Raw genomic sequence first — 25460 nt, forward strand, 5'->3', positions numbered from 1 at the left:
GTATTCCTTGTGCAAGTTTGTTTTAATCGCCCCACGGGGCAAGAGGCGGCGATTATAAGCCGAACCAGGGTATGAAACAGCACAGAGTCAAACCGGATGTCCTGAAGCGCGAGCTGGTGGCCGAGAGCCGGTTGTTCAAGGTGGAGGCGGTGCACCTGCGCTTCGAAAACGGCGCCGAGCGGGTGTACGAGCGCATGGCGGGCGGCCATCGCGGGGGCGTCATGCTGGTGCCTCTGCTGGGGGACGACACCCTGCTGCTGGTGCGGGAGTACGCCGCCGGCACCCACAGCTACGAGCTGGGGTTTCCCAAGGGCTTGATCGATGCCGGGGAGACGCCGCCCCAGGCGGGCAATCGGGAGCTGATGGAGGAGACGGGCTATGGCGCCCGGGAGCTGGTGGCCTTGAAGACCCTGAACCTGGTGCCGGAGTTTTTTGCCAGCAGCATGACGGTGTTGCTGGCCCGGGATCTCTATCCCGAGGTGCGGGAAGGGGACGAGCCGGAGCCGCTGGAGCTGGTGACCTGGCCGTTAAGCCGGGCCCAGGAGCTGTTGTCGGCGCCGGACTTCAACAATGCCCGCAGCGTGGCGGCCCTGCTGTTGGCGTTGGGCTATCTGCAGGCTAACGCATCGCAGGCGAACGGGTCTGTCTAGTCGTCGTAGGACTCGATGGGCTTGCCCAGGGCCAGCATGATCTCCTTGGCCTGGGTGGGTATGTCGTCGGGTCTGTCCTTGCGCAGGTCTTCGTCCCCCGGCAGGGGCTGACCGGTGAAGGCGTGCAGGAAGGCTTCGCACAGCAGTTCGCTGTTGGTGGCATGACGCAGGTTGTTCACCTGGCGGCGGGTGCGCTCGTCGGTGAGGATCTTCAGCACCTTGGTGGGGATAGAGACGGTGATCTTCTTGACCTGTTCACTCTTCTTGCCGTGTTCGGCATAAGGGCTGACGTAATCGCCGTTCCACTCGGTTTTCATGCGCTACCCGCAGTCATAAAGGATGGGCAGCAAGTTTAACCCTTATGGTTTATCGTGGCAATCCATAAGCAAAGCCATTTAGACGTCCAGAAGTATTGACGGCTTTTTTGCCCTCACGTAAGGTGAGCGCATTGCCGCCAGCCAACGCGAGGAGCACCATGGCTCAGTATCAACCCCAGACCCACGCCGTCAAGGCGGGGATTGCCAGCGACGGCCAGCATGGCGCCGTCGTGCCGCCCATCTACCTCTCCACCAACTACACCTTCGCCGGCTACGGCCAGAAGCGGGCCTTCGACTACAGCCGCTCCGGCAACCCCACCCGCCAGACCCTGGCGGAGGCCCTGTCCGCCCTGGAAGGCGGCACCGGCGCCGTGGTGACCGGCACCGGCATGGGGGCCATCCACCTGGTGGCGACGGCCCTGCTGAACGCCGGCGATCTGCTGATCGCCCCCCATGACTGCTACGGCGGCACCTACCGCCTGTTCCAGCACGTGGCGGCCAAGGGGCACTACCGGGTGCTGTTCGTCGATCAGGGGGATGAGGCCGCCTGGCAGGCCGCCCTGGCCCAGGGGCCCAAGCTCATCTGGATCGAGACCCCCTCCAACCCCCTGTTGCGGGTGGTGGACGTGGCCAAGCTGTGTCAGCAGGCCCAGGCGGTGGGGGCCACAGTGGCGGTGGACAACACCTTCCTCACCCCACTGCAGCAGCAACCCCTGGCCCTGGGGGCGGATATAGTGGTGCACTCCACCACCAAGTACCTCAACGGCCACTCCGACGTGGTGGGGGGGGTGGCCATCGCCAAGACCCCGGCGCTGGCGGAGCAACTGGCCTGGTGGGGCAACTGCCTGGGGCTGACCGGCGGTGCCTTCGATGCCTATCTGACCCTGCGGGGCCTGCGCACCCTGGCGCCCCGGTTGCGCACCCATCTGGAGAACGCCCAGCGGGTGCTGGCCTTCCTGCAGACCCAGCCCCTGGTCAAGGTCCTGTATCATCCCAGCCTGCCCAGTCACCCGGGTCACGAGATCGCCTGTCGCCAGCAGCAGGGCTTTGGCGCCATGCTGAGCTTCGAGCTGGATGTGACTCAGCCCCAGCTGGAGGCCTTCCTCGGCGCCCTGGATCTGTTCTGTCTGGCGGAGTCCCTGGGGGGGGTGGAGAGCCTGGTGGCCCATCCGGCCAGCATGACCCATGCCGGTATGGATCCGGCGGCGCGCAAGGTGGCCGGGATCTCCGACCAGCTGCTGCGCCTGTCCATCGGCATTGAGCATGCCGACGATTTGATCGAGGATCTGCGGCGCGGTTTCGCCGCCGTGGCGGCGCTGGGCGCCTGATATTCAACAATTTGCAGTGGTAACGAGGTAACACCATGTCCATCCAGGAAGGCGGCCAGGGCCGCCAGGTCCACAAGTTTGGTGGCAGCAGTCTGGCGGATCCCGCCTGCTATCGGCGGGTCGCGGGCTTGATCGAGCAGCAGGCCGGCCTGCATCCGCTGGTGGTGGTCTCCGCCGCCGGCAAGACCACCAACCGGCTGCTGGAGTTGATGGATCTGGTGGCGGCCGGGGATCACGCCGCCGCCGATGCCCTCTCCGCCCTGCAGGGCTACCAGCAGGGGCTCATCGACACCCTGCTGGAGGGGGAGCGTCGTCAGCGGCTGAGCACCCAGCTCACCACGGATCTGCAGCAGATAAGCCGGCTGCTGGAGAGTCGGCTGGATGCCTATCAGCGCCACTATGTGCTGGCCCATGGTGAAGTCTGGTCGGCCCGCCTGCTGGCGGCCCTGCTGGAAGAGCGGGGCACCCAGGCCGCCTGGCTGGATGCCCGGGAGTTCCTGCTGGCCGAGGAGGCCGCCCTGGCCCGGGTCGATGTGGCGGTCTCCGGCCAGCGGCTCACCGAACAGCTGAGCCGGCTGGGGGAGCAGACCGTGGTGATCACCGGCTTCATCGCCGCCGACGCCCAGGGGCGCACCCTGCTGCTGGGCCGCAACGGCTCCGACTATTCCGCCACCCTGATCGGCGCCCTGGCCGGCGCCGAGGCCACCACCATCTGGAGTGACGTGGCCGGGGTCTACAGCGCCGATCCCCGTCAGGTGAAGGCGGCCCGTCTGCTGGAGCGCCTCTCCCTGGCGGAGGCCAACGAGCTGGCCCGCCTGGGGGCACCGGTGCTGCACTCCCGCACCCTGCAGCCCTTGCTGGCCAGCAGCCAGCGGCTCAGCCTGCGCTGCAGCTATGACCCGGAAGGCGGCGCCACCCACATACTGCGCAAGCAGGCTCTGGTGAAGGGGGCGCGCATCGTCACCTCGGTGGAGCAGGTGGCCCTCATCGAGCTGAAAATCCTGCCCCAGGTGGCCTATGCCGAGGCGGTGGGAGAGATAGAGGCGCTGCTGGCCCGGCATCAGCTGTCGCCGCTCACCTGCCATCAGCAGGCGGATCGCAAGCTGCTGCGGCTGGCCTATACCCCGGAGACCGTTTCCGGCGCCTTCGCCCTGCTGCAGGACTCCCAGCTGGAAGGCGGCTTCACCGCCTTGAGCGAGCGAGATGGCTACAGCCTGGTGGGGCTGGTGGGGGCCGGGGTCTGTGACAACGCCGAGCAGTGTCACCGCTTCTACCGCCTGCTGGCGGATCAGCCGCTGGAGTTTGTGCAGACCGGCCGGGACGGCCTGAGCCTGGTGGCCCTCATCCGCGAGGTGACCCTGGAGCCCTTGCTGCTGGCCCTGCACGAGAGCCTGTTTGGCCAGGTGCGCAAGGTGGGCCTGGTGCTGTTCGGCAAGGGCAACATCGGCGGCCAGTGGCTGGGGCTGTTTGCCCGGGACAAGGCGCGGCTGGAGGCGGCCCATCAGCTGCAGTTCACCCTGTACGGGGTGTTTGACTCCCGGGGCGGCATCTTGAGCGAGGAGGGGCTGGATCCGGTACGGTTGCTGGAGCAGTTCGAACCCCAGGCCTATGAGTGGCCGGCCCTGCAGCAGCAGTTGGAGCAGCATCCCTTCGATCACCTGGTGGTGCTGGATCTCACCGCCAGCAGCGAGCTGAGCCGCCGCTACCCCGAGTTCGCCCAACTGGGGGCGCATCTCATCACCGCCAACAAATTTGCCGGGGCCGCCGAGGCCGAGTTCTACCAGAGGGTGAAGCAGAGTTTCGCCGATCGCCAGCTGTGCTGGGGCTACAACGCCACCGTGGGGGCCGGCCTGCCGGTGCAGTCCAGTATCCAGATGCTGCAGCAGTCCGGCGAGAAGGTGCAGGGCATCAGCGGCATCTTCTCCGGCACCCTGAGCTGGCTGTTCCAGCAGTACGATGGCACTGTGCCCTTCTCCACCCTGGTGGAACGGGCCTGGCAGCGGGGTCTCACCGAGCCGGACCCTCGGGAGGATCTCTCCGGCCAGGACGTGCGGCGCAAGCTGCTGATCCTGGCTCGGGAGGCGGGCTTCGAGCTGGAGCCGGAGCACATCAGCCTCAAGGGGCTGGTGCCGCCGGGCCTCAAGGCGGTGAAGCCGGAGCAGTTTATGGAGCGGCTCAGCGAGCTGGACGATATTCTGCTGGACGAGCTGGAGGAGGCCCACGCCCAGGGCAAGGTGCTGCGCTACGTGGCCCGCCTGGAGCGCAACGGTTCGGCGCGGGTGGGGCTGGAGGCCTTGGATCCCCATCATGTGTTTGCCAATCTGCGGCCCTGTGACAATATCTTCGCCATCGAAACCGACTGTTACCGCCTGGCGCCGCTGATCATCCAGGGGCCCGGTGCGGGACGGGAGGTGACGGCCGCCGCGGTACAGGCGGATCTGTGGCAGGTGTGCCTGGCCATGTAATCGTCGCGCACCGCTTACCAGGGGGCAGCCCGGGCGGGAATGGAGGAGCTATGATCCTGCGCCTGTTATGTTTGATGCTGCTGTGTCTGGGCGGAAGTGCCCGGGCCGCCCTCGACGTGCGCCCGGCACAGTTCAGCCTGGGAGAGGCGGCGGCCTATCTGGAGGACCCCGGCGGCCAGCTGAGCTTCGCGACGGTGCGGGCCCTGCCGGCCAGCGACTTCACCCCGGTGGGCTGGCCCGTGTTCAGCCGCCCCTTCACCCGTTCCAGCTACTGGTTTCGCCTGCCGCTGAGTAATCCCTCTGACCGGGTATTGAACCGGGTGCTCTGGCTGGAGGCGCCCTGGCTGCATAGTATCGACGGCTACCTGCTGGACCCTGATGGCCAACTCACCCGCTTTGCCATCGGCAACGGCCTCCCCTTTGACCACCGCAGCCTGCCCCTGACCCCGCCCAATCAAACGTTGGCGCTGGCACCCGGCGCCAGCCTGCTCTACCTGCGGGTCGCTACCCCGGATCCCTTCATCGTCTCGCTGAACCTGATGCCGGAGCGGGATTTCCTGTTGGATCAGCGGGCGCGCAGCCTGCACACCGGCCTCATCTATGGCGCCATCCTCTGCCTGCTGCTGTTCAACCTGCTGCTGTTTCCCTTTGCCGGCGGGCGCTACCAGCTGGCCTACGTGGGCTACCTGAGCTGCTTCTTGCTGATGAATGCCGCCTACAACAACTACACCTTCCCCCTGCTGTTTGCCCAGCATCCGGATTGGCAGGACTGGATGCAGTCCGGCGCCATCTTCGCCTTCCTGATCTCCGGCCTGGTGTTTACCCGCTCGTTTCTGGGGCTGGCGCAGCGCCACCGCCGGCTGGCGCGCCTGACCCGGTTGTGCATCTGGGGCCTGCTGGCGCTGGCCCTGCTGACGCCGCTGCTGGGCTATGCCGTCCATGTGCATCTGGCCATCCTGTTCTCCAGCCTGACCAGCAGCTACTGCTGCCTGCTGGGCTGTTTTGCCTGGTGGCGGGGCAACGGTTCCGCGCGCTTCTTCTTGCTGGGGGCGGCCAGCGGCCTGCTGGGCACCCTGGTGACGGCCCTCACCGTCATGGGGGTGCTGCCCTACAGCTACCTGGGTTACAAGGCGCTGGATCTGGGGCTGGTGCTGGATGGGGTGCTCATGTCCTTGGCGCTGGCCGACCGGCTCAAGCAGACCCGGGAGGAACAACTGCGGGCCCAGTTGGAGGCCACCACCGACAGCCTCACCGGCCTGTTCAACCGGCGGGCCTTCGAGCGGCAGGCCGGCGACCTGTTGGCCCGGGCCAACCGCGGGGCGCCCCTGGCGGCCATGGCGCTGGATCTCAACGGCTTCAAGCAACTCAACGACCGCCATGGCCACGCCTGTGGGGATGCCATGCTGCGCCACGTGGCGCGCCTCATCCATACCCGGCTGCGGGCCAACGATCGGGCCTTCCGCCTTGGGGGGGACGAGTTTTTGGTGCTGTTGCCCGACACGGCGGCGGCCCAGGCCCGCGTCCTGCAGCAGCGGTTGCTGCGCTGCTTCGCCTGCCAGCCGCTCTATTTCCAGGGGGAGAGCCTGGCGGTGAGCCTCAGCGTGGGGCTGGGCCAGTGGCAGGCCGGGGAGGGCAGCCTGGCGGGCCTGCTCCGGCGGGCGGATCAGGCCATGTATGCCCACAAGCGACAGTTCCGCCCCTCGGTCGGCGACCTGTTATCGGAGCCCACATGAGGATCCAGGAATTCGCCCGGCGCACCGGGCTCAGCGTGCATACCCTGCGCTACTACGAGCAGATCGGCCTGCTGGCTCCCGTCAGCCGCACAGCGGCCGGCCACAGACGCTACGGCGAGCAGGAGCTGGCGTGGGTGGGCTTCATCCAGCGACTCAAGGCCACCGGCATGCCACTGGCCCAGATCCAACACTATGCCCAGTTGCGGCGGGCCGGCGACACCAGCCTGACGGCGCGGCGCCAGCTGCTGGAGGGCCATGCCCTGCAGCTGACCGAGGCCCTGGCGGTGCAGCAGGCGCACCTGGCGGCCCTGGAACAGAAGATCGCCTGGTACCGCCAGCAAGAAAAAGACCTTGATCTCGAGTGAACTCGAAGTTTTACCCTCAGGCTGTCATGTCATCCAAGGGAGTCTGAGCAATGAACAACGCACGTTTTACGGCCGGTTGGGCCAAGCTGGCCGAGATAGATGGCGCGGCCGGCGAGCAGGTGATGGCGGCCCTGGCGCCGGTGGCCCCGGATCTGGGTCGCTACATAGTGGAGTTCGCCTTCGGTGACCTCTACAGCCGGCCCGGGCTGGATCTGGCCAGCCGGGAGCTGGCGACGGTGGCCGCCCTGACGGTGATGGGCCATGCCCAGCCCCAGCTGGCGGTGCATGTGCATGGCGCCTTGAATGTCGGCTGCACGCCGCAGCAGGTCATCGAGGTGATGTTGCAGATGGTGGCCTACGCCGGCTTCCCCGTGGTGATCAACGCCGTGCTCACCGCCCAGGGGGTGTTCCAGGCCCGGGGGATCAGCCTGCCACTGCCGGCGACGCCGGCTGATTGACCACGGGAATGGCCTGGGCCAGCCAGGGCAGGGGTGGCAGTCCGTAGGCCGCCCGGGCCCGGTTGCAGGCCCCCTCGGCGTCGCCGGCATCGAATTCCCGACAGGGCGAAGGGCGGTTGAGGTAGATACTGCAGCTCACCGCCTCGCCTATGGTGCCCGTCAGGGCCACGCAGCGGGGCTGGGTCTGGTTGGTGCCCTGCATGCAGCCACGAAAGGGCGGCAGGGGCTCCACCAGCTCCTTTGGCACCTGGTACTCCCCCTCTACCTCCCCCCAATAAAACGACACGCGAAAGAAGCCGCAGCAGGCGCCACAGCTCATGCAGACATTGTCACTACTCACGTGAGACTCCGATACGGCCGGTGGCCCAGGACGGGCCAGCAGGAAAGCTGTCTGCAATCTACTCGGCGGGCTTAAAAGCGCAATAGAGCTTGCATCTTCTGACGATGGACGGATTTGCTTGGTGGCGGGCTGAGCGACGGGGCCTGGTGCGTCCTGGTGCCCCCTGGCGGCACACCGGCATCATGATAGAGCAATCACTCTATATTTGTGTGGTTTTTCATTCTACCGCCTGCACGCCGACGTGGCGTCCTCCTTTCTCCGGCTTGTGCAACGCGCACCAAGCCGACTGTCAGTTCTGTTCAATTTGGCTTTGCAAAAACCGGTTGCAGACCAACGGTCATTAACTGGCACGTGGGTTGCGATGGCCCCTCCCCGGTACGTTGGCCGACCGTTGGCGAACGTGAACATGAGTGAAGCCATTCGATTGCAAGGAGCAACATGATCATTCTTCCGACCAAGACCCTGCTGTCCAGCCTGGTGGTTGCCACGCTGCTGACCGGTTGTGGTGACAGCAAGGATACCGAGACCGTCGCCGAATTCGCCCCTGTGGAAGGCACCATAGCCCAACTGCACGCCGCCCTGACGGCCGGCACCACCAGCTGCGAGGCCGTGGTGCAGCAGTATCTCGATCGCATCGCGGCCTATGACAGAACCGGCCCGACCCTGAACAGCGTCATCGCCGTCAGCGACGATGCCCTGACCTATGCCAGGGAGCAGGACGATGCCCTGGCTTCTGGTGAGAGCATGCAGCCGCTGCAATGCGTGACCGTGCTGCTCAAGGACAACATCGACACCGCCGACATGCCCACCACCGCTGGCGGCCTGGCCCTGCAGTACAGCCAGCCGGAGGACGATGCCTACATAGTCCAGCGGCTGCGCGAGCAGGGCGCCATCATACTGGGCAAGGCCAACCTGGATGAGTTCGCCTTCGGCTACCAGGGCAGCAGCTCGGTGGGCGGTCAGGTGAAGAATGCCTACGACCAGACCAAGGGCCCGGGCGGTTCCTCCGCCGGGACCGGCGCCGCCATCGCCGCCAGCTTCGCCATGGTGGGGCTAGGCACGGATACGGGTGGCTCCATCCGGGTGCCGTCTTCCGTGGAAGGCCTGGTGGGGCTGCGCCCCAGCCTGCGGCTGGTGAGTCAGGATGGCGTGGTGCCCCTGGCCCATACCCAGGACACCGCCGGCCCCATGTGCCGCACCGTGGAGGATTGTGCCCTGGTGATGGATGCCCTGGTGGGCTATGACAGCGCCAGCGACAGCGGCCAGCGCAACAGCTATGAGTACGATGCTTCCCTGGTGGCGTCCGCCTACGAGTACCAGCAGGTGACCGGTGTGCCGGCCAGCTACGCCAGCGGCCTGAGTGCCACCGCCCTCAAGGGGGCACACATCGGCGTGGTGCGGGCCCTGTTCGGCGATGGCGAGTCGGAAGAGAACCAGGCGGTGCAGGCGGTGCTGGAGGCGGCACTGGCGAAGATGACTGCGGCGGGTGCCGTGGTGGAGGAGGTGACCATTCCCAACCTGGACACCATACTGTCCACCTACAAGAGCGTTTCCCGTTACGAGTTCTGTAACGACCTCACCAGCTACCTCAGCTCCTGGTCCAACGAGCTGGATGGTCACTACACCAGCTTCCAGGAGGTGGCTGACAGCCTGGAGTACGAGACCCGTAACCAGTCCACCTTCACCTTCTACGGCTCCTATTGTGGCGATCAGAGTGCCAACACCGACTATCAGTTGAACCTGATAGAGCGCCCCATCGTCGTGCGCGGGGCCCTGATGCAGGCGCTGGAGAACCTGAGCGAGGCGGGGGTCTCCCAGGGCGAGCCCTTCGATGCCCTGGTCTATCCCAGCATCCTGGGTCTGGCACCTGAGCTGGGTTCCACCCCTACCTCCGGCAGCAACAACCGCCTGAGCCCCTTCTCCGGCTTCCCGGCCCTGACCCTGCCGGCGGGCATGGCCGATACCGACCCGGCCCTGCCGGTGGGTATCGAGCTGTTGGGCAGGGAGTTTGACGAGCAGACCCTGCTGAACCTGGCCTATGGCTATGAGCAGGTGGCCCAGCCCCGTCAGGCCCCCACCTTCACCCCGGCGCTCTGATTCCGCCGGCAAATCCCATCAAGCCCCTGCCGTGCAGGGGCTTTTTTATTGTCTGGCACCACTGCGGCAGGGTTGGCCGCCTGGTTTTTTGTCCTGGATCGCGCGGATGACGCCAGGGTTGGGGCATACTGCGCCGACGTGTCCGTCGCGGACGGATCAACGAGACAAGGAGCCTGGTATGTTGGGATTTATCGGCCTGGGGGGCGTGGTGGAAACGGCCTACCTGCCCGCACTGCGACGACTCTTGCCGGCCGGTGTCCCGCTGTGGGGCTTCGACGCGGATCCGGCGCGCCAGCTGGCGGGCATCGAACGCCTGCCCACCCAGGACGCCTTGCTGGCCAAGCCCCTGGCGGCGCTGTTTATCACCACGCCGCCGGCCAGCCACTGGACCGTCCTGCGTCAGGCGCTGGCCTCGCCGGTGCCCTGCATCCTGGTGGAAAAACCCCTGGTGGCCACCCTGGCGGAGATCGATGCGCTGCAGTCGACCCTGGCTGACGGGCATGACCGGGGCCGCGTGCTGGCGCTGGATCACTGGGCGGTGCGGGTCGAGGGGATCCGCGACCTGCTGGACAGCTTGCCGCCCGAGTGCCGGCAGGCGGCGCACGGGCCCTTGGCGCGGATCGAGGGCTATCTTGAGGAGCCCAGCGGCCTGGACGAGTTGGGGGTGCCCTGCGCGCTGAACTTTGCCACCGGTGCGCCGGATAGGCGGCAGCTGCGCCATCCCGATGGGGTGGTGCTGGACACCGGCACCCATGTGCTGGCCTTGCTGCGCGAATGTATGGCGCTGCTCGGCCAGGCGCTGGATCTGCAGCTGACGCTGGCGACCATGAACGACAGGCGGGATGTGCCCATAGCCCCGGGGGATCACCAGACCGCCGAAGGCCGCGCCAGCCTGCAGGGACGGCTGGGCGGGGTGCCTGTGTCCATCCGGCTGGATAAGTACGCCGGGGTGGCGGGCGGCCGCAAGGGACTGACCCTGTACGGTGAGCAAGGCTGGCAGCTGTCGCTGGATCGCCAGGGCGATGAGGATCGCATCGTCTGGCAGCAGGGGGCGCAGCGGGTCAGCCTGCGGCGCCCGGGGGCTATCTATGGGCACGCCCTGGCTGAGGTGTTGGGGGTGTCCGGCGGCCTGGATGCGGCGCAGCGGCAGGCCATGACGGCCCGGCGGCTGGAAGAGGTGCGGCTGTTGCTGCAGTTGCAGCAGGACTGGCGGGGGGAGCCCACCTAGACGGCTGCCGGTGCCAGCGGGCAACGGCTCTTTGGCGAGGAAATAAGAAAAGCCACCCGCAGCGCAGGTGGCTTTTTTGTCGTCGTCGGACTGCCTTGGCTCAGTAGCTCAGACCATAGCCGTATTCGTACAGCGGATTGGCGGAGTCGTGGGGCACGTCTTCGTCCTGGGCCAGCACCGCATCCCAGCTGGAGGGCAGCTCGAAGGGCAGCTTGCCTTCCGGCGGCACGGCACCGGTGAGCACGTCGAACAGGGCCGTATCCAGGGCGCCGAAGTTGGCCAGCAACACGTCCACGTCATCCACCACGTCGGTCAGGATGGCGGGTCTGTCCAGATAGAGGGAGGCGATGATGGGGATGCCGGCCGCCTTGACGGTCTGCAGCTCGGCGTAATCGTCGCTGCCGGTATAGCTGCCGCCGGTGTGGTCGGTGTCCAGCACCACGGCATCGTCCGAGGCGAAGCCCAGCTGGCCGTAGTGCACGGTACCGAAGCTGTAGTGGGCGTCCGTCTCATAGGGGGTATCGATGCGCAGGATCGCCAGATCCGCTTCGCTGGGGGTGCTCACCACGGTGAAGCCGTAGGTGGCGGCCACGTCGGCGTTCACGTTGTACAGATAGACCTTGGGATAGGTGCTGGCGATGGTATCGCTGGAGAGTGGCAACAGGTCGTTGGCGTTCTTCAGCAGGACGTGGGAACGGCTCTGGGCGGCCTGGCCCTGGGCCTGGAAGTCATCGTTACCCACCAATTCCACCGCGGCCTCTTCGTCCACATAGGGGTTTTCGAACAGCCCCAGGTCGAACTTCTGCTTGAGGATGCGCAGCACGGACTCGTCGATGCGATCCTCGGTGACCATGCCGCTTTCCACCGCGCTGATCAGGTAGCTTGGATCGTCCACCCCGCCGAACTGATCCACCCCGGCGTTGATGGCCTTGGCATAGCGTTCGGCGACGCTGAGGGATTCAACCCCCCAGGACATGCCGAAGTCATAGCTGAAGCCGCTCATACCGGAGGCCACCTCGTCATCGCTCATGCCGTATTGGCAGCGGTCGACACAGTCGTTGACGATCCCCCAGTCGCTCAGCACCACGCCGGTGAAGCCGAAGTGATCCCGCAGCAGGTCGGTGAGGATCTGCTTGTTGAAGCCGAAGCCCACCTCTTCGATCTCTTCATCGTTATAGGTCAGGCCGATGGGCTGACCGTAGTAGGGCATGACGCTGGCGACGTTGGACTCGAAAGCCCCCTCGAAGGGCACCAGGTGATAGGCGAAGTTGTTGCCCGGATAGATCTGCTGCTTGCCGTAGTAGTTGTGGGCGTCCAGACCGTTGAGCTGGGGGCCGCCGCCGGCGAAGTGCTTGACCACGGTAATGACGCTGTCGTCCTGCAGCCCCTCGGTGCCGTGCTGGAAGCCGCTGATGTAGGCAGCCACCATCTTCTTGGCCACCACGTTGTCTTCACCGAAGGTGCCGCTGATGCGGCCCCAGCGGGGCTCGGTGGCCAGATCCGCCTGGGGTGACAGGGCCATCTGGATGCCCACCGCCCGGTATTCCTGGCGGGCGATGTCGCCGAAGGTTTCCACCAGGTCATAATCACGAAGGGCGGCGAAGCCCAGATCTTCGGGCCATTGGGAGAAGTCCCCGGCACTGACGCTGGTGGCGTTGGGGTCGTTGGTGAAGTGGTTGCGGGGATCCGTACTGATGGTGACGGGGATACCCAGGCCGATGGCTTCGGCTTCTTCCTGCAGACTGTTGTTGTCGGCGGCTATGGTGGCGGGATCCCCGGCCATGCGGGTGATGAAGGTGTTGACGTAGTTGGCGGTCAGCACGTCTTCCATGCTGTCGAAGTCCACCCGGCCGTCGGAGTCCAGGCTCAGGGTGCCGTGCATCATCAGGCCAGCCTTCTGGGCCAGGGAGAGGCGGCCCAGCAAGTCTTCGGCGCGGGTGTCGCTGTCCTGGCGCCAGTCTTCATAGGGGTTGAGTTCGCCGTCCCCGTTCAGATCCTTGAATTGATAACTGCCCTCGGTCAGCAGACTGGCGCTGCGGTAGCCCAGGGTGGGTTGGGTATAGCGGGTGTTGTCTGTGGAGTCCGATCCACAGCCGCTCAGCAGCGCTGCTGCCAGGGCGGTAAGGCCAAAGGCCTGGCTGGTCTTGTTCATGCTTGCTCCATCAATAATGCCTGTTTGGTCATCGCCGGCGAGCCGGTAGCGGCACTATAGGGGCCGAGCCCAGGACGGGTTTTGTCGTTCTGGGGCGACTTTTTCACTATTTGGTGCAAGAAGGTAAGGATGTGAAACCGCTTGCAAAAATACATCCAGTTACCTGGTCGGCAGGTAAAGCGTGAGGCCGCTCGCATCGGTTGGCACGATTAATCCCAATGATTGGCGCCTGTATTAGCGAGGGATTGAAAAGAAGAGGTGCGCAGGGATGAAGACAGTCTCCAGTGCGGTGGCCCGCGACATACTGGCGCGCGGTAGCCTGAATGGGTTCAGCAATGGCGCCCTGTTCGAGGCCACTGGTTTGCATCGCCATGAGATCCTGGCCCCCGAGGGGCGGATCGATGCGCGGCGGCATTTTCGCCTGCTGCGTTGTCATCAGGCGCAGCGGCCGGCACTGCGGCTGCCGGCGCCCACCATGGCCTTATTGTTCGGTGGGCATCACCTGTTGGCTGCCGTGTGCGGCAATGCCCCCAGCCTGCGGGAGGGGTTGCGCCTCTTGGTGCGTTTTCGCCCCCTGGTGGGGGAGTGTGATGATCTGGTGCTGCACGAGGAGGGCGAGGGGGTGCGCCTGACCTACCATTCGGAGTCCGGCAGTGCGGAGATTGGCAGCATCAGCAGCCTGTTCAACTTTCTGCTGGTGGGCGGTCTGGTGCGGCACTACCTGCCCGGGGTGTCGGTTGATCAGTCCGTCACGCTGGAGCGGCTCTCATTGCCCGAGCTGCGGCTGGCGCGCCAGAGTCTGGACTGTCCCATTCTGCTGGGAGCCGACAACGGTTACCGCTTGGCGAGCACCGCCCTGGACAGGCCCTATGCGGGCTATAACCCGGCGCTCTCCCCTTTTCAGTGGCAGGCGGCGGAGCAGGCACTGCAGGCGCTGCGGCCGGTGGCGCGCATGAGCGAGCGGTTGCGCGGCTTGATCCAGCAGCGTCTGTTGCTCAATGCCGGGGACGGGCTGGAGGGCGATCTGGGGCAGAGTGCCCTGAGCGAGGCGCTGAACCTGAGTCGCTGGACCCTGATGCGCAAGCTGCAGGAGGAGGGGGTGAGCTTTTCCCAGATCCATAACGAGGTGCGGCGGGAAGAGGCCTTGCGCCGGCTGCGCACGCCCCACGATTCCCTGCTGGCCATCAGTCAGGCCCTGGGCTTTGCCAATCAGAGCAGCTTCACCCGCTTCTTCCGCGAGCAGGTGGGCTGTCTGCCGTCCCACTATCGGCGGCGCTTCCAGGGCTAGGGTTTATTCGGCGATGGCCGCCACTGTGGCACTGAGGCTGCGCACCAGATCCGCCGGGGTCAGGCCCACCGACAGGCCACGCTTGCCGCCGCTCACCAAGATCTTCTCCTGGGCCAGGGCCCGGCGGTCCAGCAGGGTGGGCAGCTTCTTCTTCTGGGCGAAGGGACTGATGCCCCCCACCTTGTAGCCGGTGAGGCGCTCGGCCTCGGCGGGTTTCAGCATCTCCACCTTCTTCAGCCCGGCCGCCTTGGCGGCGTCCTTCAGGTTGAGGTGACAGTCCACCGGTATGATGGCCACCACCACCTGTTTCTCCTGGTGGATCAGCAGGGTCTTGTAGACCACCTCGGCGGGCAGGCCCAGCTGGTCGGCGGCGTGACGACCGAAGTCCTCATGCACGTCGCAGTCATAGCTGTGGCTGTCGAAAGGGATCTGGCTCATTTGCAGATAACGGATAGCAGGGGTCATACGCCTATTCTCCATTGTGATGTGGGCAGAGGTAACGCAGGCAAAGAAAAAGGCCGGGGTTTCCCCCGGCCTTGCTGTGACAGGACTAGCCCGTATTGCGCATGCCGGCGGCAATCCCGGCGATGGTCACCATCAGGGCCTGATCGATCTCCGGATGGACGGAGTTCGGATCGGTGCGGGAGCGCTTGAGCAGTTCCACCTGCAGCATGTTCAACGGATCCGTATAGGGGTTGCGCAGCTTGATGGATTCCTTGATCCAGGGCTGGTCATCCAGCAGACCACCCTGGGGCCGCAGCTTGAGTACGGCGGCGATGGAGGCCTTGAGCTCTTCCCGCAGGCGTTGTCCCAGGGGCCACAGGGCTTCCGGGGCCAGACGATGGTCATAGTATTCGGACAGGCCCAGGTCGGCCTTGAGGAATACCATCTCCAGCATCTCCAGACGGGTGCGGAAGAAGAACCACTCCCGGCTCATTTCCCGCAGCAGTTCTTCGTGACCGTCGGCGATGGCCTGCTCCAGGGCCGCATGGGTGCCCAGCCAGGCGGGCAGCATAAGGCGGTTCTGAGTCCAGGCGAAGATCCAGGGAATGGCCCGCAGGGATTCGACGCCGCCGTTGGGCTTGCGCTTGGACGGCCGGGAACCCAGCGGCAGCTTGCCCAGCTCCATCTCGGGAGTGGAGGCACGAAAGTAGGGCACGAAGTCCGGTTCGTCCCGGATGACGCTGCGGTAGTGATCGCAGGAGACCTGGGCCAGCTGCTCCATCAGATCGCACCAGGCCTGCTTGGGCTTGGCCGGCGGCAGCAGGTTGGCCTCCAGCACGGCGCTGGTGTAGAGCTTGAGGCTGGTGATGGCCACCCTGGCCAGACCGAACTTGAAGCGGATCATCTCGCCCTGTTCGGTGACCCGGAAGCCGCCCTTCAGGGATCCCGGCGGTTGGGACAGTATGGCCTGGTGAGCCGGACCACCGCCGCGACCCACGGTACCACCGCGGCCGTGGAACAGGTTCAGCTTGAGCCCTTCGCGTTCGGCGATGTCCACCAGGGCTTCCATGGCGCGGTACTGGGCCCAGTTGGCGGCGATCATGCCGGCGTCCTTGGCGGAGTCGGAATAGCCGATCATCACGTACTGCTGACCCTGGATGTAACCGCGATACCAGTCCACGGACAGCAGGCGGTTCATCACGGCGGCGGCGTTTTGCAGATCGTTCTGGGTTTCGAACAGCGGGGCCACCGGCATGCGGAAGCTGACGCCACACTCTTTCAGCAGCAGCTGCACCGCCAGCACATCGGAGGGCTGACGGGCCATGGAGATGATGTAGATGCCGAAGGCATCCGGATCCACCTCGGCGATCACCCGGCAGGTGTCCAGCACCTCTTGGGATTCCTCGCTGGGCTGCCAGTCGCGGGGCAGCAGAGGACGGCGGGAGTTGAGTTCGTTCAGCAAGAAGGCCTGCTTGTCCTCTTCACCCCACTGGTTGTAATCCCCCAGACCCAGGTAGCGGGTCAGTTCGGACAGCACCAGGCCGTGGCGTTCGCCATCCTGCCGGATGTCCAGCTTGCTCAGGTTGATGCCGAAGCAGGCCAGACGACGCAGCACGTCCAGCAGCAGGCCGTCGGCGATGATGCTCATGCCGCACTCCTGCAAGGAGCGGTAGCACAGCTCCAGGGGCTCGCGCACCTGCTTGGTTCGGGTGATGAGGTCCCGGCACTCGGAGCGCTGGCCCTGCACCTTGCTGGTCAGGTGCTGCAAGGTTTCCTTCAGATCGTCCCGCAGGGAACGCAGCAGCACCCGGTAGGGCTCGGAGCCTTCACCGACCTGGGCGCGCAGCTCGGCGCTGCAGTCGATCATGGACAGCTCGGAGACCAGCTCCTGGATGTCGTTGAGGAACAGGCTGATGGCCACCCAGCGGGACAGGGTCAGCACTTCCCGGGTCACGTTGGCGGTGACGAAGGGGTTGCCGTCGCGGTCGCCACCCATCCAGGAGGCGAAACGCACCGGTGCGGCGTCCAGCGGCAGGCGCAGGCCGAACTCTTCAAACAGGCGGTCATCCAGCTGACGCATGAATTCGGGGATGGCGGGCCACAGGTTGTTCTCGATCATGGCGAAGCCCCACTTGGCTTCGTCCACCGGGGTGGGCCGCTGTTGACGGATTTCGTTGGTGTGCCAGGCCTGATTGATCAGCTGCTCGATGCGGTGCAGGAAGAACTGACGCTCCCGGTTGCCCAGGTCCTGCAGCTCCAGGTATTCCAGGCATTCGTTCAGTTGCACGTGCTTGTGGATCAGGGTGCGACGGGTGACTTCCGTGGGGTGCGCGGTGAGCACCAACTCGATGTCGAGATCGGTGACTGCCTGCAGTATCTGTTCCTTGCTCAGGTTGGCGGCCTTGAGCTTGACGAACAGCTTGTCCAGAGAGTCGGCGCTCAGGTAGTCCTCGCCCTGGCGGGAGATGGTGTGGAATTGCTCGGCCACGTTGGCCAGGTTGAGAAACTGGCTGAAGGCCCGGGCCACGGGCAGCAACTCGTCGTCACTCAGGTTATGCAGGGTATCGAGAAGGCGTTGACGATCTTCTGCATTTCCCTTGCGAGCGGATTTGGACAGGCGACGAATGGTCTCGATCTTGTCGAGAAACTCCTCCCCCATATGTTCTTTGATGGTCTTCCCTAATAGCTGGCCAAGCAGGCCCACGTTTCCGCGCAGCGCCGCGTACTTGTCGTTCATAGTCGTCCTTCCCTAAATTTGTGAGGATTACTACAGAAGCCCCTCACGAGCAGACGTAACAATCTATCCGTAATGGGTGAGCTAGGTCAAATAGTGAGCCCGCCTCGCCCTGCAAATTTATGCGTGACGGGCTCAATCGAATCGATTAATGGCAGAAGCGGCGCACCAGGTGCTGCAGTACCGCCTGGGTCGGCTTGACGAAGGAGAGATCCAGGTACTCGTCCGGCTGGTGGGCCTGGGCGATGTGGCCCGGTCCCAGCACTAGCGTGTCGCAGCCCAACTGCTGGATGAAGGGGGCCTCGGTACAGTAGTTGACCGCCTCGGCGGCGTGGCCTGTGGCCTGTTCCGCCTCGGCGATGAGGGGGGAGTCCTCGGCGCAGGCATAGGGCGGAATGGGGTCATGCATGTGGCTGATATGCAGGCAGCCGGGATGACACTCGTGCAGCTCCTTAAGGTTCTCGTGCAGCAGGCCGACCAGCTCCTCCGGACTGACGCCGGGGATGGGGCGCATGTCGATGTGCAGCTCACAGCAGCCGCAGATGCGGTTCGGGCTGTCGCCGCCATGGATGGCGCCGAAGTTCAGGGTGGGGTAGGGCACCTTGAAGTGCGGATTGTTGTATTTTTCCTTCAATTCTTGCTGCAGCCCCAGCAGCTTGCCGATGGCCTGGTGCATGATTTCGATGGCGTTGATGCCGTTGGCCGGATCCGAACTGTGGCCGCTCTTGCCCGTGATGCGGATGGCCTCGGACATGTGACCCTTGTGCATGATGACCGGCACCAGGCCGGTGGGCTCGCCGATCACCGCATAGTCGGGCTTGAGGCTGGCGGCCTCGGCGATGGCCTTGGCGCCGGCCATGGTGGTCTCCTCATCGGCGGTGGCCAGGATGCGCAGGGGCTTGGTGAGCTGGGTCAGATCCAGCTCCTGCAGGGCGGCGACAATAAAGGCAAAGAAGCCCTTCATGTCGATGGTGCCCAGGCCGTAGAGGCGATCTCCCTCCTGGGTGACCTTGAAGGGATCCTTGCTCCAACGATCGGCATCGAAGGGAACCGTATCCGTGTGCCCCGCCAGCAGCAGGCCGCCACTGCCCTGACCCAGGGTCGCCACCAGGTTGAATTTTCCCGCCACGCCGGCCACCGGCTGTATCTCCACCGCAAAGCCCAGTCCGGCAAACCAGTCCGCCAACAGATTAATCACCTGCTGGTTGCTCTGATCCCAAGCAGGATCCGTGCTGCTGATGGACGGAATGGCGATGATATCCCGATACATTTGAAAAAAATCTAGCTTGGACATAACTGCTCCTTGCGGGCCGGCGGGGAATCTGGTAAATAATACAAATGCAAAATCAGTGCATAAATATTAAATTAATCGAGTTGGTCGGCACGGTAAATAAATAGTGGCAACTGTGTGTCGGAATTGTGTCGCAGCCGCGACAACGGAACTTCGACCCTGACACGGGCGGGATGCCCTGTCCAGCGCTGTTGCGCGGCGACCCACTTCCTTCGGTTTTCGTAGCGAGATAGAGAATAGCAAGATGCTAAACGTGGTCATCATTGGCGCCAGCGGTTATGCCGGCGCAGATCTGGCGGGCCTGGTTCAGGGCCATCCTCAGCTGCAGCTCAAGGGCCTGTATGTTTCCGCCAACAGCCAGGATGCCAACAAGGCCTTCTCCGCCCTGCATCCCCAGTATCTGGGGCTGATCGATCTGCCGGTGCAGCCCTTGACCGACGAGGGCATGGCCGAGGCCATGGCGGGTACCGATCTGGTCTGCCTGGCCACCGCCCACGAGGTGAGCATGGACCTGGCGCCCCAGTTTCTGGCCGCCGGCATCAAGGTGTTCGATCTCTCCGGCGCCTTCCGGGTGGAGCAGGCCGGCTTCTATGACCAGTACTATGGTTTTGCCCACAACCAACCCGAGTGGCTGAACAAGGCCGTCTACGGTCTGGCGGAGTGGAATGCCGACGCCATCGCCCAGGCCGAACTCATCGCCGTGCCCGGCTGCTACCCCACCGCCTCCCTGCTGGCCTTGAAGCCGCTGCAGGCCGCGGGGCTGATCCAGGTGGGCAGCAAGCCCATCATCAATGCGGTGTCCGGCGTGTCCGGTGCCGGCCGCAAGGCCTCAGTCGGTACCAGCTTCTGCGAGGTGAGCCTCAACCCCTACGGCGTGTTCACCCATCGCCATCAGCCGGAGATCAGCCATCACCTGGGTACCGGCGTGGTGTTCCAGCCACACCTGGGCAACTTCGCCCGCGGCATATTGGCCACCCTGTATGTGCAGCTGGCGGACGGCGTGACCGCCGAGCAGGTGGACGCCGCCTATCAGGCCGCCTACGGTCACCAGCCCCTGGTGCGCCTGAGCGCCCAGTGGCCCTCTATCCGCGGGGTGGCCGGCCGGCCCTTCTGCGACCTGCACTGGCAGCTGCAGGATGGTCTGCTCATCGTGGGCTCCGCCATCGACAACCTGCTCAAGGGCGCCTCATCCCAGGCCATGCAGTGCATCAACATCAATTACGGCTTTGACCAGACCACAGGCCTCATCTGATTGGAGAATACGATGGCGAACAACACCCTGGTAATCAAACTGGGCGGCACCCTGCTGGAGAGCGACGAGGCCCTGACCGCCCTGTTCGACGGCCTGACCCAGTTCCTCAATGACAGCCATAGACCCCTGGTGCTGGTGCATGGCGGTGGCTGTCTGGTGGACGATCTGCTCAAGGGCCTGGGGCTCAAGAGCACCAAGAAGAATGGCCTGCGGGTCACCCCGTTTGAACATATCCCCCTGATCGCCGGTGCCCTGGCCGGCACCGCTAACAAGCAGATGATGGCCAAGGCCATCGCCCACGGCATCAAGAGCGTGGGCTTCTGCCTGGCGGACGGCGGCATGTGCAAGGTCACCCAGCTGGATCCCGAGCTGGGCGCCGTGGGCGAATGTCAGCCCAATGACGCCAGCCTGGCACAGGCGGTGCTGGACATGGGCTGCATGCCGGTCATCAGCTCCATCGGTATCACGGAACAGGGCGAACTGATGAACGTCAACGCCGACCAGGCCGCCACCGCCATCGCTGAGCTGCTGGGTGCCGATCTGGTGATGCTCTCCGATGTGAGCGGTATCCTGGATGGCAAGGGCCAGCTGATCCCCGATATGACCCAGGCCAAGGCGGAGGAGCTGATCGCCAAGGGCGTCATCACCGGCGGCATGGAAGTGAAGGTGCGGGCCGCCCTGCACGCCGCCGCCACCCTGGGCCGGCCCATCGCCGTGGCCAGCTGGCGTTATCCCGAGCAGCTGTCCAGCCTGCTGGCGGGCGGCGCAGTGGGGACCAAGGTCATGGCCTGAGCGCCAAACTCGTTTTAAAGCATTAAGGAGAGAGCAATGCGTCACCTGTTAACGTCAATGGAATTCACTCAGGATGAACTGCTCGGGCTCATTGCCCTGGGCCGGGCCATGAAGGCCGACCCGGCAGCCTACCGCACCAGCCTGGCCGGCAAGAGTGTGGTCACCCTGTTTGAAAAGCCGTCCCTGCGTACCCGGGTGACCTTTGACATCGGCATCAACCGCCTGGGGGGCCATGCGGTCTACCTGGATCAGCAAAATGGTGCCATGGGGCAGCGGGAGAGCGTCAAGGACTTCGCCGGCAACCTGTCCCGCTGGTGTGAAGGCATAGTCGCGCGGGTCTACGACCATCAGACGCTGATCGAGCTGCGGGAACATGCTACCGTGCCGGTGGTGAACTCCCTGTGCAACCTCTATCACCCCTGCCAGGCGCTGGCGGACTTCATGACCATCGCCGAGCACTACGATGATCTGACCAAGGTGAAGCTGGCCTACCTGGGGGATGGCAACAACGTCACCCACTCCCTGCTGATCCTGGGGGCCTTGTTGGGCACCAGCGTCACCGCCGTTTGCCCCAAGGGCAATGGCCCGGACGTGCAGATCTTCAATCAGGCCCTGGACCTGGCGAAAAAGAGCGGTGCCCATCTGGCGGTCACCGACCAGGTAGAGGATATTAAAGGCTTCGATGTGGTCTACACCGATACCTGGGTGTCCATGGGTGACAACACCCCGCTGGAGGCGGTAAAAGACAAGTTCATGCCCTATCAGATCAATCAGGGACTGCTGGATAACACCGGCATTCGCCATGTGCTGCACTGTCAACCGGCGCATCGGGAATTGGAAATTACATCGGAAGTGATGGACGGGCCGGCCTCCCTCATTCTGGATGAGGCGGAGAACCGCATGCATGCCCAGAACGCCATCCTCCACACACTGATCAATCAAGGAGACAAGTAAATGGAAGGCATCAACAAGGTCGTATTGGCCTATTCCGGTGGTCTGGATACCTCTGCCATCGTGCCCTGGCTCAAGGAAAATTACGGCTGTGAGGTGATCTGCTTCGTGGCCGACGTGGGGCAAGGGGCCGATGACCTGGAAGGGGTAGAGCAGAAGGCTCTGGCCTCAGGTGCCTCCAAGTGCATCGTCAAGGATCTGAAGGACGAGTTCGTCAAGGATTACGTCTACCCGACCCTGAAGACCGGCGCCATCTACGAAGGCACCTACCTGCTGGGCACCTCCATGGCCCGGCCCGTGATCGCCAAGGCCATGGTGGAAGCCGCCATGGCCGAAGGCGCCGATGCCATCGCCCACGGCTGTACCGGCAAGGGTAACGACCAGGTGCGCTTCGAAGGCGCCGTGGCCGCCCTGGCGCCGCAGCTGAAGGTGATCGCCCCCTGGCGGATCTGGACCATGCGCTCCCGGGAAGAGCTGCTCAACTACCTGTCCGAGCGCAACATCCCCTGCAAGGCCTCCATCACCAAGATCTACAGCCGTGATGCCAACGCCTGGCACATCTCCACCGAAGGTGGTGAGCTGGAAAGTACCTGGAACGAAGCTTCTGCCGCCGTATGGCAGTGGACTGTGGATCCGGAAGCTGCGCCGGACAAGGCCGAATACGTCAAGCTGACCATCGCCGAAGGTGAAGTGGTAGCGGTGGACGACCAGGCTCTGTCGCCCTACGAGGTGCTGTTGACCCTGAACGAGCGGGCGGCCAAGCATGGCGTCGGCCGTATCGACATCACCGAGAACCGTCTGGTGGGCATGAAGTCCCGTGGCTGCTACGAAACCCCCGGCGGCACCGTGATGATGGCGGCCCTGCGGGCGGTGGAAGAGCTGGTGCTGGACAAGACCACCCGCGCCTGGCGCGAGAAACTGGGGGCCGAATTCTCCCACCTGGTGTACGACGGCCGCTGGTTCACCCCCCTGTGCAAGGCCATCCTGGCCTCTGCCGACGCCATCGCCGAGGATCTGTCCGGTGAGGTGGTGCTGAAGATGTACAAGGGCTCAGTGACCGCGGTACAGAAGCGCTCCGTCAACAGCCTCTACTCCGAAGACTTCGCCACCTTTGGCGCCGACGAAGTGTACGATCAGAGCCATGCCGAAGGTTTCATCCGTCTCTATACCCTGGCCAGCCGCATCCGCGCCCTCAAGGAGCAGAGCAAGTAAGCCAGGTCAGCCAGCGCCCCCTAGGGGGCGCCTGTAATCCTACGACTCCTGCCCTGGCGGGAGTCGTCATTTCTTGAACAGACAGATTTGGAGAAGCGCCATGGCCTTGTGGGGCGGACGGTTCAGCCAGGCGGCTGATACGCGGTTTAAACAATTCAACGATTCACTGCCGTTTGACTACCGGCTGGCCGAGCAGGACGTGCTGGGCTCCATCAGCTGGTCGCGGGCCCTGGTCAAGGTGGGCATACTCACCGCCGAGGAGCAGCTCAAGCTGGAGGCGGCCCTACAGGATCTGCTGGCCCAGGTGCAGGCCGACCCGGAGCAGATACTGCAATCGGACGCCGAGGACATTCACTCCTGGGTGGAGAGCCAGCTCATCGAGCGGGTAGGGGATCTGGGCAAGAAGCTGCACACCGGTCGCTCCCGCAACGACCAGGTGGCCACGGATCTCAAGCTCTGGTGCAAGACCCAGGGGGCCCAGCTGCTGCTGACCATCCACGGCCTGCAACGGCAGCTGGTGGCGGTGGCCGATGCCCACCAGAGCACGGTGCTGCCGGGTTACACCCACCTGCAACGGGCCCAGCCCGTCACCTTTGCCCACTGGGCCCTGGCCTACGTGGAGATGTTGGAGCGCGACTACAGCCGGTTGCAGGATGCCCTGGCGCGGCTGAACCTGAGCCCGCTGGGCTGCGGCGCCCTGGCCGGCACCGCCTACGCCATCGACCGTGAGGCCCTGGCGCTGGACATGGGCTTTGCCGGGGCGACCCGCAACAGCCTGGACACGGTGGCGGACCGGGATCATGTGGTGGAGCTGATGAACTGTGCCTCCCTCTCCATGATCCACCTGTCGCGCTTTGCCGAAGACCTCATCTTCTACAACACCGGCGAGGCGGGCTTCGTCGAGCTGTCCGACAAGGTCACCTCCGGCTCCTCCCTGATGCCGCAGAAGAAGAACCCCGATGCCCTGGAGCTGATCCGCGGCAAGGTGGGTCGGGTGGTAGGTGCCCAGATGGGCATGATGATGACCCTGAAGGCGTTGCCGCTGGCCTACAACAAGGACATGCAGGAAGACAAGGAAGGGCTGTTCGATGCCCTTGACACCTGGCACGACTGCCTGGACATGGCGGCCCTGGTGCTGGATGACATCAAGGTCAACCAGGCCCGTACCCTGGCGGCGGCCCAAGGCGGTTACGCCAATGCCACCGAGCTGGCCGACTACCTGGTGGCCAAGGGCATCCCGTTCCGCGAGGCCCACCATATCGTCGGTGAGGCGGTGGTGTACGCCATCCAGGTGGCCAAGCCGCTGGAGGACCTGAGCCTGGCCGAGCTGCAGCAGTTCAGCTCCGTGATGGCCGAGGATGTTTATCCTGTGCTGTCGCTTGAGTCCACCCTGGGCAAACGGGTGGCCAAGGGCGGCGTGGCACCGGATCAAATCGCCGCGGCGCTGGCCGAGGCCCAGGCGCGCCTCGCGGCACGGCAGCTGGACTAACGGCCGGAGACAGTACAGAGAGGGGGCTTATAGCCCTAATGCTCATCAGTTAAGGCGCCGTTGGCGCCTTAACTGCATCAACGACACGGTTTTTTGAGGCAAAAGCCAACCCCACCCTAACCCTCCCCTTGAACAAGGGGAGGGATAAATCGTTCCTCCCCCTTACCAAGGGGGAGGTTAGGTGGGGGATGGCTTGCCTCTGGCGACCATTCATGAGTATCTCTGTTTCTTAACTGACCAGCATTAGGCTTATCGCCCCCCTTTGAGATGGCTGATCGGCCCGAGCTGGCGGCGTCCACCCGCTGCTCGCGGATTGTTGAATAAAACAGCAAGTGCCCCTTGCAACGCCGCAAGGGATCCGTATAATGCACGGGCTTGCCAATCCGGTTAAGTAGAGCCTGCGGGCTCGACCACGGTGGAATATCTGCCGTTGGTTCCACAGTCCCTTCGATTGGAAGGGAAATGTTTGAAATCAGCCACCAGCCTCATTGGGGTTTGGTAGGTTTGGTTTTATGTTCTTTTCGCCATTTGGAGCTCTGGTCCATGCAGAACCAAAGAATCCGTATCCGCCTGAAGGCGTTTGATCATCGTTTGATCGACCAGTCCACCGCGGAAATCGTTGAAACTGCCAAGCGCACTGGCGCCCAGGTACGTGGTCCTATCCCGCTGCCGACTCGCAAAGAGCGCTTCACCGTACTGATTTCTCCACACGTGAACAAAGACGCACGTGATCAGTATGAGATCCGCACTCACAAGCGTCTGGTAGACATCGTTGAGCCAACCGACAAGACCGTTGACGCCCTGATGCGTCTGGATCTGGCCGCTGGCGTCGATGTACAGATTAGCCTGGGTTAATTACGGAATAGAGGTTGAT

General features: G+C 64.3%; 21 protein-coding genes. 15 read left to right on the plus strand and 6 right to left on the minus strand.

Translation table 11 applies throughout. The annotated features are described in order from the left end of the window. The first annotated feature begins 71 nt into the window (after positions 1-71). Positions 72-650 (plus strand): ADP compounds hydrolase NudE, encoded by a 579-nt coding sequence (nudE, locus tag ABHF91_RS01695; protein ID WP_409421776.1) that lies wholly within the window; start codon positions 72-74, stop codon positions 648-650. Here nudE and metJ read toward each other — a convergent pair. Then, a complete protein-coding gene (gene metJ, locus ABHF91_RS01700) occupies positions 647-967 on the minus strand; it encodes a met regulon transcriptional regulator MetJ (protein WP_345014115.1) in 321 nt (106 codons plus the stop codon). The two genes, nudE and metJ, sit on opposite strands and share 4 nt — an antisense overlap. Before the next feature lie 158 nt (positions 968-1125). On the opposite strand from metJ, the gene metB reads away from it, so the two are divergent. Genes metB through ABHF91_RS01725 form a run of 5 tightly spaced genes read left to right on the plus strand, consistent with a single transcriptional unit; the run spans position 1126 to position 7316 of the window. Continuing rightward, entirely contained in the window at positions 1126-2295 is a 1170-nt protein-coding gene (gene metB, locus ABHF91_RS01705) for a cystathionine gamma-synthase (RefSeq protein ID WP_409421777.1), read from the plus strand. A 35-nt stretch (positions 2296-2330) separates the two neighbouring features. Next, a complete protein-coding gene (locus ABHF91_RS01710) occupies positions 2331-4760 on the plus strand; it encodes a bifunctional aspartate kinase/homoserine dehydrogenase II (protein ID WP_409421778.1) in 2430 nt (809 codons plus the stop codon). 50 nt (positions 4761-4810) lie between these two features. Then, a complete protein-coding gene (locus tag ABHF91_RS01715; RefSeq protein ID WP_409421779.1) occupies positions 4811-6493 on the plus strand; it encodes a diguanylate cyclase domain-containing protein in 1683 nt (560 codons plus the stop codon). Further along, positions 6490-6858 carry a MerR family transcriptional regulator gene (locus ABHF91_RS01720; RefSeq protein ID WP_409421780.1) on the plus strand — a complete coding sequence of 123 codons (369 nt, stop codon included), beginning with the start codon at positions 6490-6492 and terminating at the stop codon, positions 6856-6858. The genes ABHF91_RS01715 and ABHF91_RS01720 overlap by 4 nt, the downstream gene beginning before the upstream one ends. Before the next feature lie 50 nt (positions 6859-6908). Beyond that, positions 6909-7316, plus strand: a complete 408-nt coding sequence (locus tag ABHF91_RS01725; RefSeq protein WP_409421781.1) for a carboxymuconolactone decarboxylase family protein — start codon at positions 6909-6911, stop codon at positions 7314-7316. On the opposite strand, the gene ABHF91_RS01730 is transcribed toward ABHF91_RS01725, so the two are convergent. After that, complete coding sequence (locus tag ABHF91_RS01730) at positions 7282-7656, minus strand: YkgJ family cysteine cluster protein (RefSeq protein WP_409421782.1); 375 nt, start codon at positions 7654-7656, stop codon at positions 7282-7284. The two genes, ABHF91_RS01725 and ABHF91_RS01730, sit on opposite strands and share 35 nt — an antisense overlap. Before the next feature lie 438 nt (positions 7657-8094). Here ABHF91_RS01730 and ABHF91_RS01735 point away from each other — a divergent pair, with 438 nt between their 5' ends. Together ABHF91_RS01735 and ABHF91_RS01740 are read left to right on the plus strand one after the other, a co-directional pair. Beyond that, positions 8095-9753, plus strand: coding sequence for an amidase (locus ABHF91_RS01735; protein ID WP_409421783.1), 1659 nt, complete (start codon positions 8095-8097; stop codon positions 9751-9753). Positions 9754-9931: 178 nt separating this feature from the next. Continuing rightward, the gene (locus ABHF91_RS01740) at positions 9932-10981 is read left to right on the plus strand and encodes a Gfo/Idh/MocA family oxidoreductase (protein WP_409421784.1); all 1050 of its coding nucleotides are present in this window, start codon (positions 9932-9934) and stop codon (positions 10979-10981) included. A gap of 100 nt (positions 10982-11081) precedes the next feature. Here the strand turns inward: ABHF91_RS01740 and ABHF91_RS01745 are convergent, their stop codons facing one another. Next, entirely contained in the window at positions 11082-13133 is a 2052-nt protein-coding gene (locus tag ABHF91_RS01745; RefSeq protein ID WP_409421785.1) for a glycoside hydrolase family 3 N-terminal domain-containing protein, read from the minus strand. A 268-nt stretch (positions 13134-13401) separates the two neighbouring features. Between ABHF91_RS01745 and ABHF91_RS01750 the strand changes: the two genes are divergently transcribed. Then, positions 13402-14421: a helix-turn-helix domain-containing protein gene (locus ABHF91_RS01750; protein WP_409421786.1), complete on the plus strand. Its 1020-nt coding sequence runs from the start codon at positions 13402-13404 to the stop codon at positions 14419-14421. A 3-nt stretch (positions 14422-14424) separates the two neighbouring features. On the opposite strand, the gene ybaK is transcribed toward ABHF91_RS01750, so the two are convergent. From ybaK to argE, 3 genes are all read right to left on the minus strand, one after another. Then, a complete protein-coding gene (ybaK, locus tag ABHF91_RS01755; RefSeq protein WP_409421787.1) occupies positions 14425-14886 on the minus strand; it encodes a Cys-tRNA(Pro) deacylase in 462 nt (153 codons plus the stop codon). Positions 14887-14971: 85 nt separating this feature from the next. Next, on the minus strand, positions 14972-17602 hold the full coding sequence (gene ppc / locus ABHF91_RS01760) for a phosphoenolpyruvate carboxylase (protein ID WP_409421788.1): 2631 nt from the start codon (positions 17600-17602) through the stop codon (positions 14972-14974). A 145-nt stretch (positions 17603-17747) separates the two neighbouring features. Then, positions 17748-18893, minus strand: a complete 1146-nt coding sequence (gene argE / locus ABHF91_RS01765) for an acetylornithine deacetylase (RefSeq protein ID WP_409421789.1) — start codon at positions 18891-18893, stop codon at positions 17748-17750. A gap of 241 nt (positions 18894-19134) precedes the next feature. On the opposite strand from argE, the gene argC reads away from it, so the two are divergent. From argC to rpsJ, 6 genes are all read left to right on the plus strand, one after another. Continuing rightward, positions 19135-20142 carry an N-acetyl-gamma-glutamyl-phosphate reductase gene (argC, locus tag ABHF91_RS01770; protein ID WP_409421790.1) on the plus strand — a complete coding sequence of 336 codons (1008 nt, stop codon included), beginning with the start codon at positions 19135-19137 and terminating at the stop codon, positions 20140-20142. A gap of 12 nt (positions 20143-20154) precedes the next feature. Continuing rightward, positions 20155-20934: an acetylglutamate kinase gene (argB, locus tag ABHF91_RS01775; protein ID WP_409421791.1), complete on the plus strand. Its 780-nt coding sequence runs from the start codon at positions 20155-20157 to the stop codon at positions 20932-20934. A 36-nt stretch (positions 20935-20970) separates the two neighbouring features. Further along, positions 20971-21888, plus strand: a complete 918-nt coding sequence (locus ABHF91_RS01780) for an ornithine carbamoyltransferase (protein ID WP_409421792.1) — start codon at positions 20971-20973, stop codon at positions 21886-21888. After that, a complete protein-coding gene (locus tag ABHF91_RS01785; RefSeq protein ID WP_409421793.1) occupies positions 21889-23097 on the plus strand; it encodes an argininosuccinate synthase in 1209 nt (402 codons plus the stop codon). It abuts the gene before it with no gap. A gap of 100 nt (positions 23098-23197) precedes the next feature. Next, entirely contained in the window at positions 23198-24586 is a 1389-nt protein-coding gene (gene argH, locus ABHF91_RS01790) for an argininosuccinate lyase (protein ID WP_409421794.1), read from the plus strand. Between the two features lie 543 nt (positions 24587-25129). Continuing rightward, positions 25130-25441 (plus strand): 30S ribosomal protein S10, encoded by a 312-nt coding sequence (rpsJ, locus tag ABHF91_RS01795; protein ID WP_005307944.1) that lies wholly within the window; start codon positions 25130-25132, stop codon positions 25439-25441. Positions 25442-25460: the final 19 nt, after the last annotated feature.

The sequence above is a fragment of the Pseudaeromonas aegiceratis genome (assembly GCF_046254905.1).
In the GTDB taxonomy this organism is placed as follows: domain Bacteria; phylum Pseudomonadota; class Gammaproteobacteria; order Enterobacterales; family Aeromonadaceae; genus Pseudaeromonas; species Pseudaeromonas aegiceratis.

Bases quoted from the DNA above. Each gene is read 5' to 3' on its own strand.
- ABHF91_RS01710 (WP_409421778.1), top strand. From the start codon at position 2,331: ATGTCCATCCAGGAAGGCGGCCAGGGCCGCCAGGTCCACAAGTTTGGT.
- nudE (WP_409421776.1), top strand. From the start codon at position 72: ATGAAACAGCACAGAGTCAAACCGGATGTCCTGAAGCGCGAGCTGGTG.
- ybaK (WP_409421787.1), bottom strand. From the start codon at position 14,886: ATGACCCCTGCTATCCGTTATCTGCAAATGAGCCAGATCCCTTTCGAC.
- argH (WP_409421794.1), top strand. From the start codon at position 23,198: ATGGCCTTGTGGGGCGGACGGTTCAGCCAGGCGGCTGATACGCGGTTT.
- ABHF91_RS01780 (WP_409421792.1), top strand. From the start codon at position 20,971: ATGCGTCACCTGTTAACGTCAATGGAATTCACTCAGGATGAACTGCTC.
- ABHF91_RS01725 (WP_409421781.1), top strand. From the start codon at position 6,909: ATGAACAACGCACGTTTTACGGCCGGTTGGGCCAAGCTGGCCGAGATA.
- ABHF91_RS01785 (WP_409421793.1), top strand. From the start codon at position 21,889: ATGGAAGGCATCAACAAGGTCGTATTGGCCTATTCCGGTGGTCTGGAT.
- argE (WP_409421789.1), bottom strand. From the start codon at position 18,893: ATGTCCAAGCTAGATTTTTTTCAAATGTATCGGGATATCATCGCCATT.
- ABHF91_RS01735 (WP_409421783.1), top strand. From the start codon at position 8,095: ATGATCATTCTTCCGACCAAGACCCTGCTGTCCAGCCTGGTGGTTGCC.
- ABHF91_RS01750 (WP_409421786.1), top strand. From the start codon at position 13,402: ATGAAGACAGTCTCCAGTGCGGTGGCCCGCGACATACTGGCGCGCGGT.
- metJ (WP_345014115.1), bottom strand. From the start codon at position 967: ATGAAAACCGAGTGGAACGGCGATTACGTCAGCCCTTATGCCGAACAC.
- ABHF91_RS01740 (WP_409421784.1), top strand. From the start codon at position 9,932: ATGTTGGGATTTATCGGCCTGGGGGGCGTGGTGGAAACGGCCTACCTG.
- metB (WP_409421777.1), top strand. From the start codon at position 1,126: ATGGCTCAGTATCAACCCCAGACCCACGCCGTCAAGGCGGGGATTGCC.
- ABHF91_RS01715 (WP_409421779.1), top strand. From the start codon at position 4,811: ATGATCCTGCGCCTGTTATGTTTGATGCTGCTGTGTCTGGGCGGAAGT.
- ABHF91_RS01745 (WP_409421785.1), bottom strand. From the start codon at position 13,133: ATGAACAAGACCAGCCAGGCCTTTGGCCTTACCGCCCTGGCAGCAGCG.
- argB (WP_409421791.1), top strand. From the start codon at position 20,155: ATGGCGAACAACACCCTGGTAATCAAACTGGGCGGCACCCTGCTGGAG.
- argC (WP_409421790.1), top strand. From the start codon at position 19,135: ATGCTAAACGTGGTCATCATTGGCGCCAGCGGTTATGCCGGCGCAGAT.
- ABHF91_RS01720 (WP_409421780.1), top strand. From the start codon at position 6,490: ATGAGGATCCAGGAATTCGCCCGGCGCACCGGGCTCAGCGTGCATACC.
- ppc (WP_409421788.1), bottom strand. From the start codon at position 17,602: ATGAACGACAAGTACGCGGCGCTGCGCGGAAACGTGGGCCTGCTTGGC.
- rpsJ (WP_005307944.1), top strand. From the start codon at position 25,130: ATGCAGAACCAAAGAATCCGTATCCGCCTGAAGGCGTTTGATCATCGT.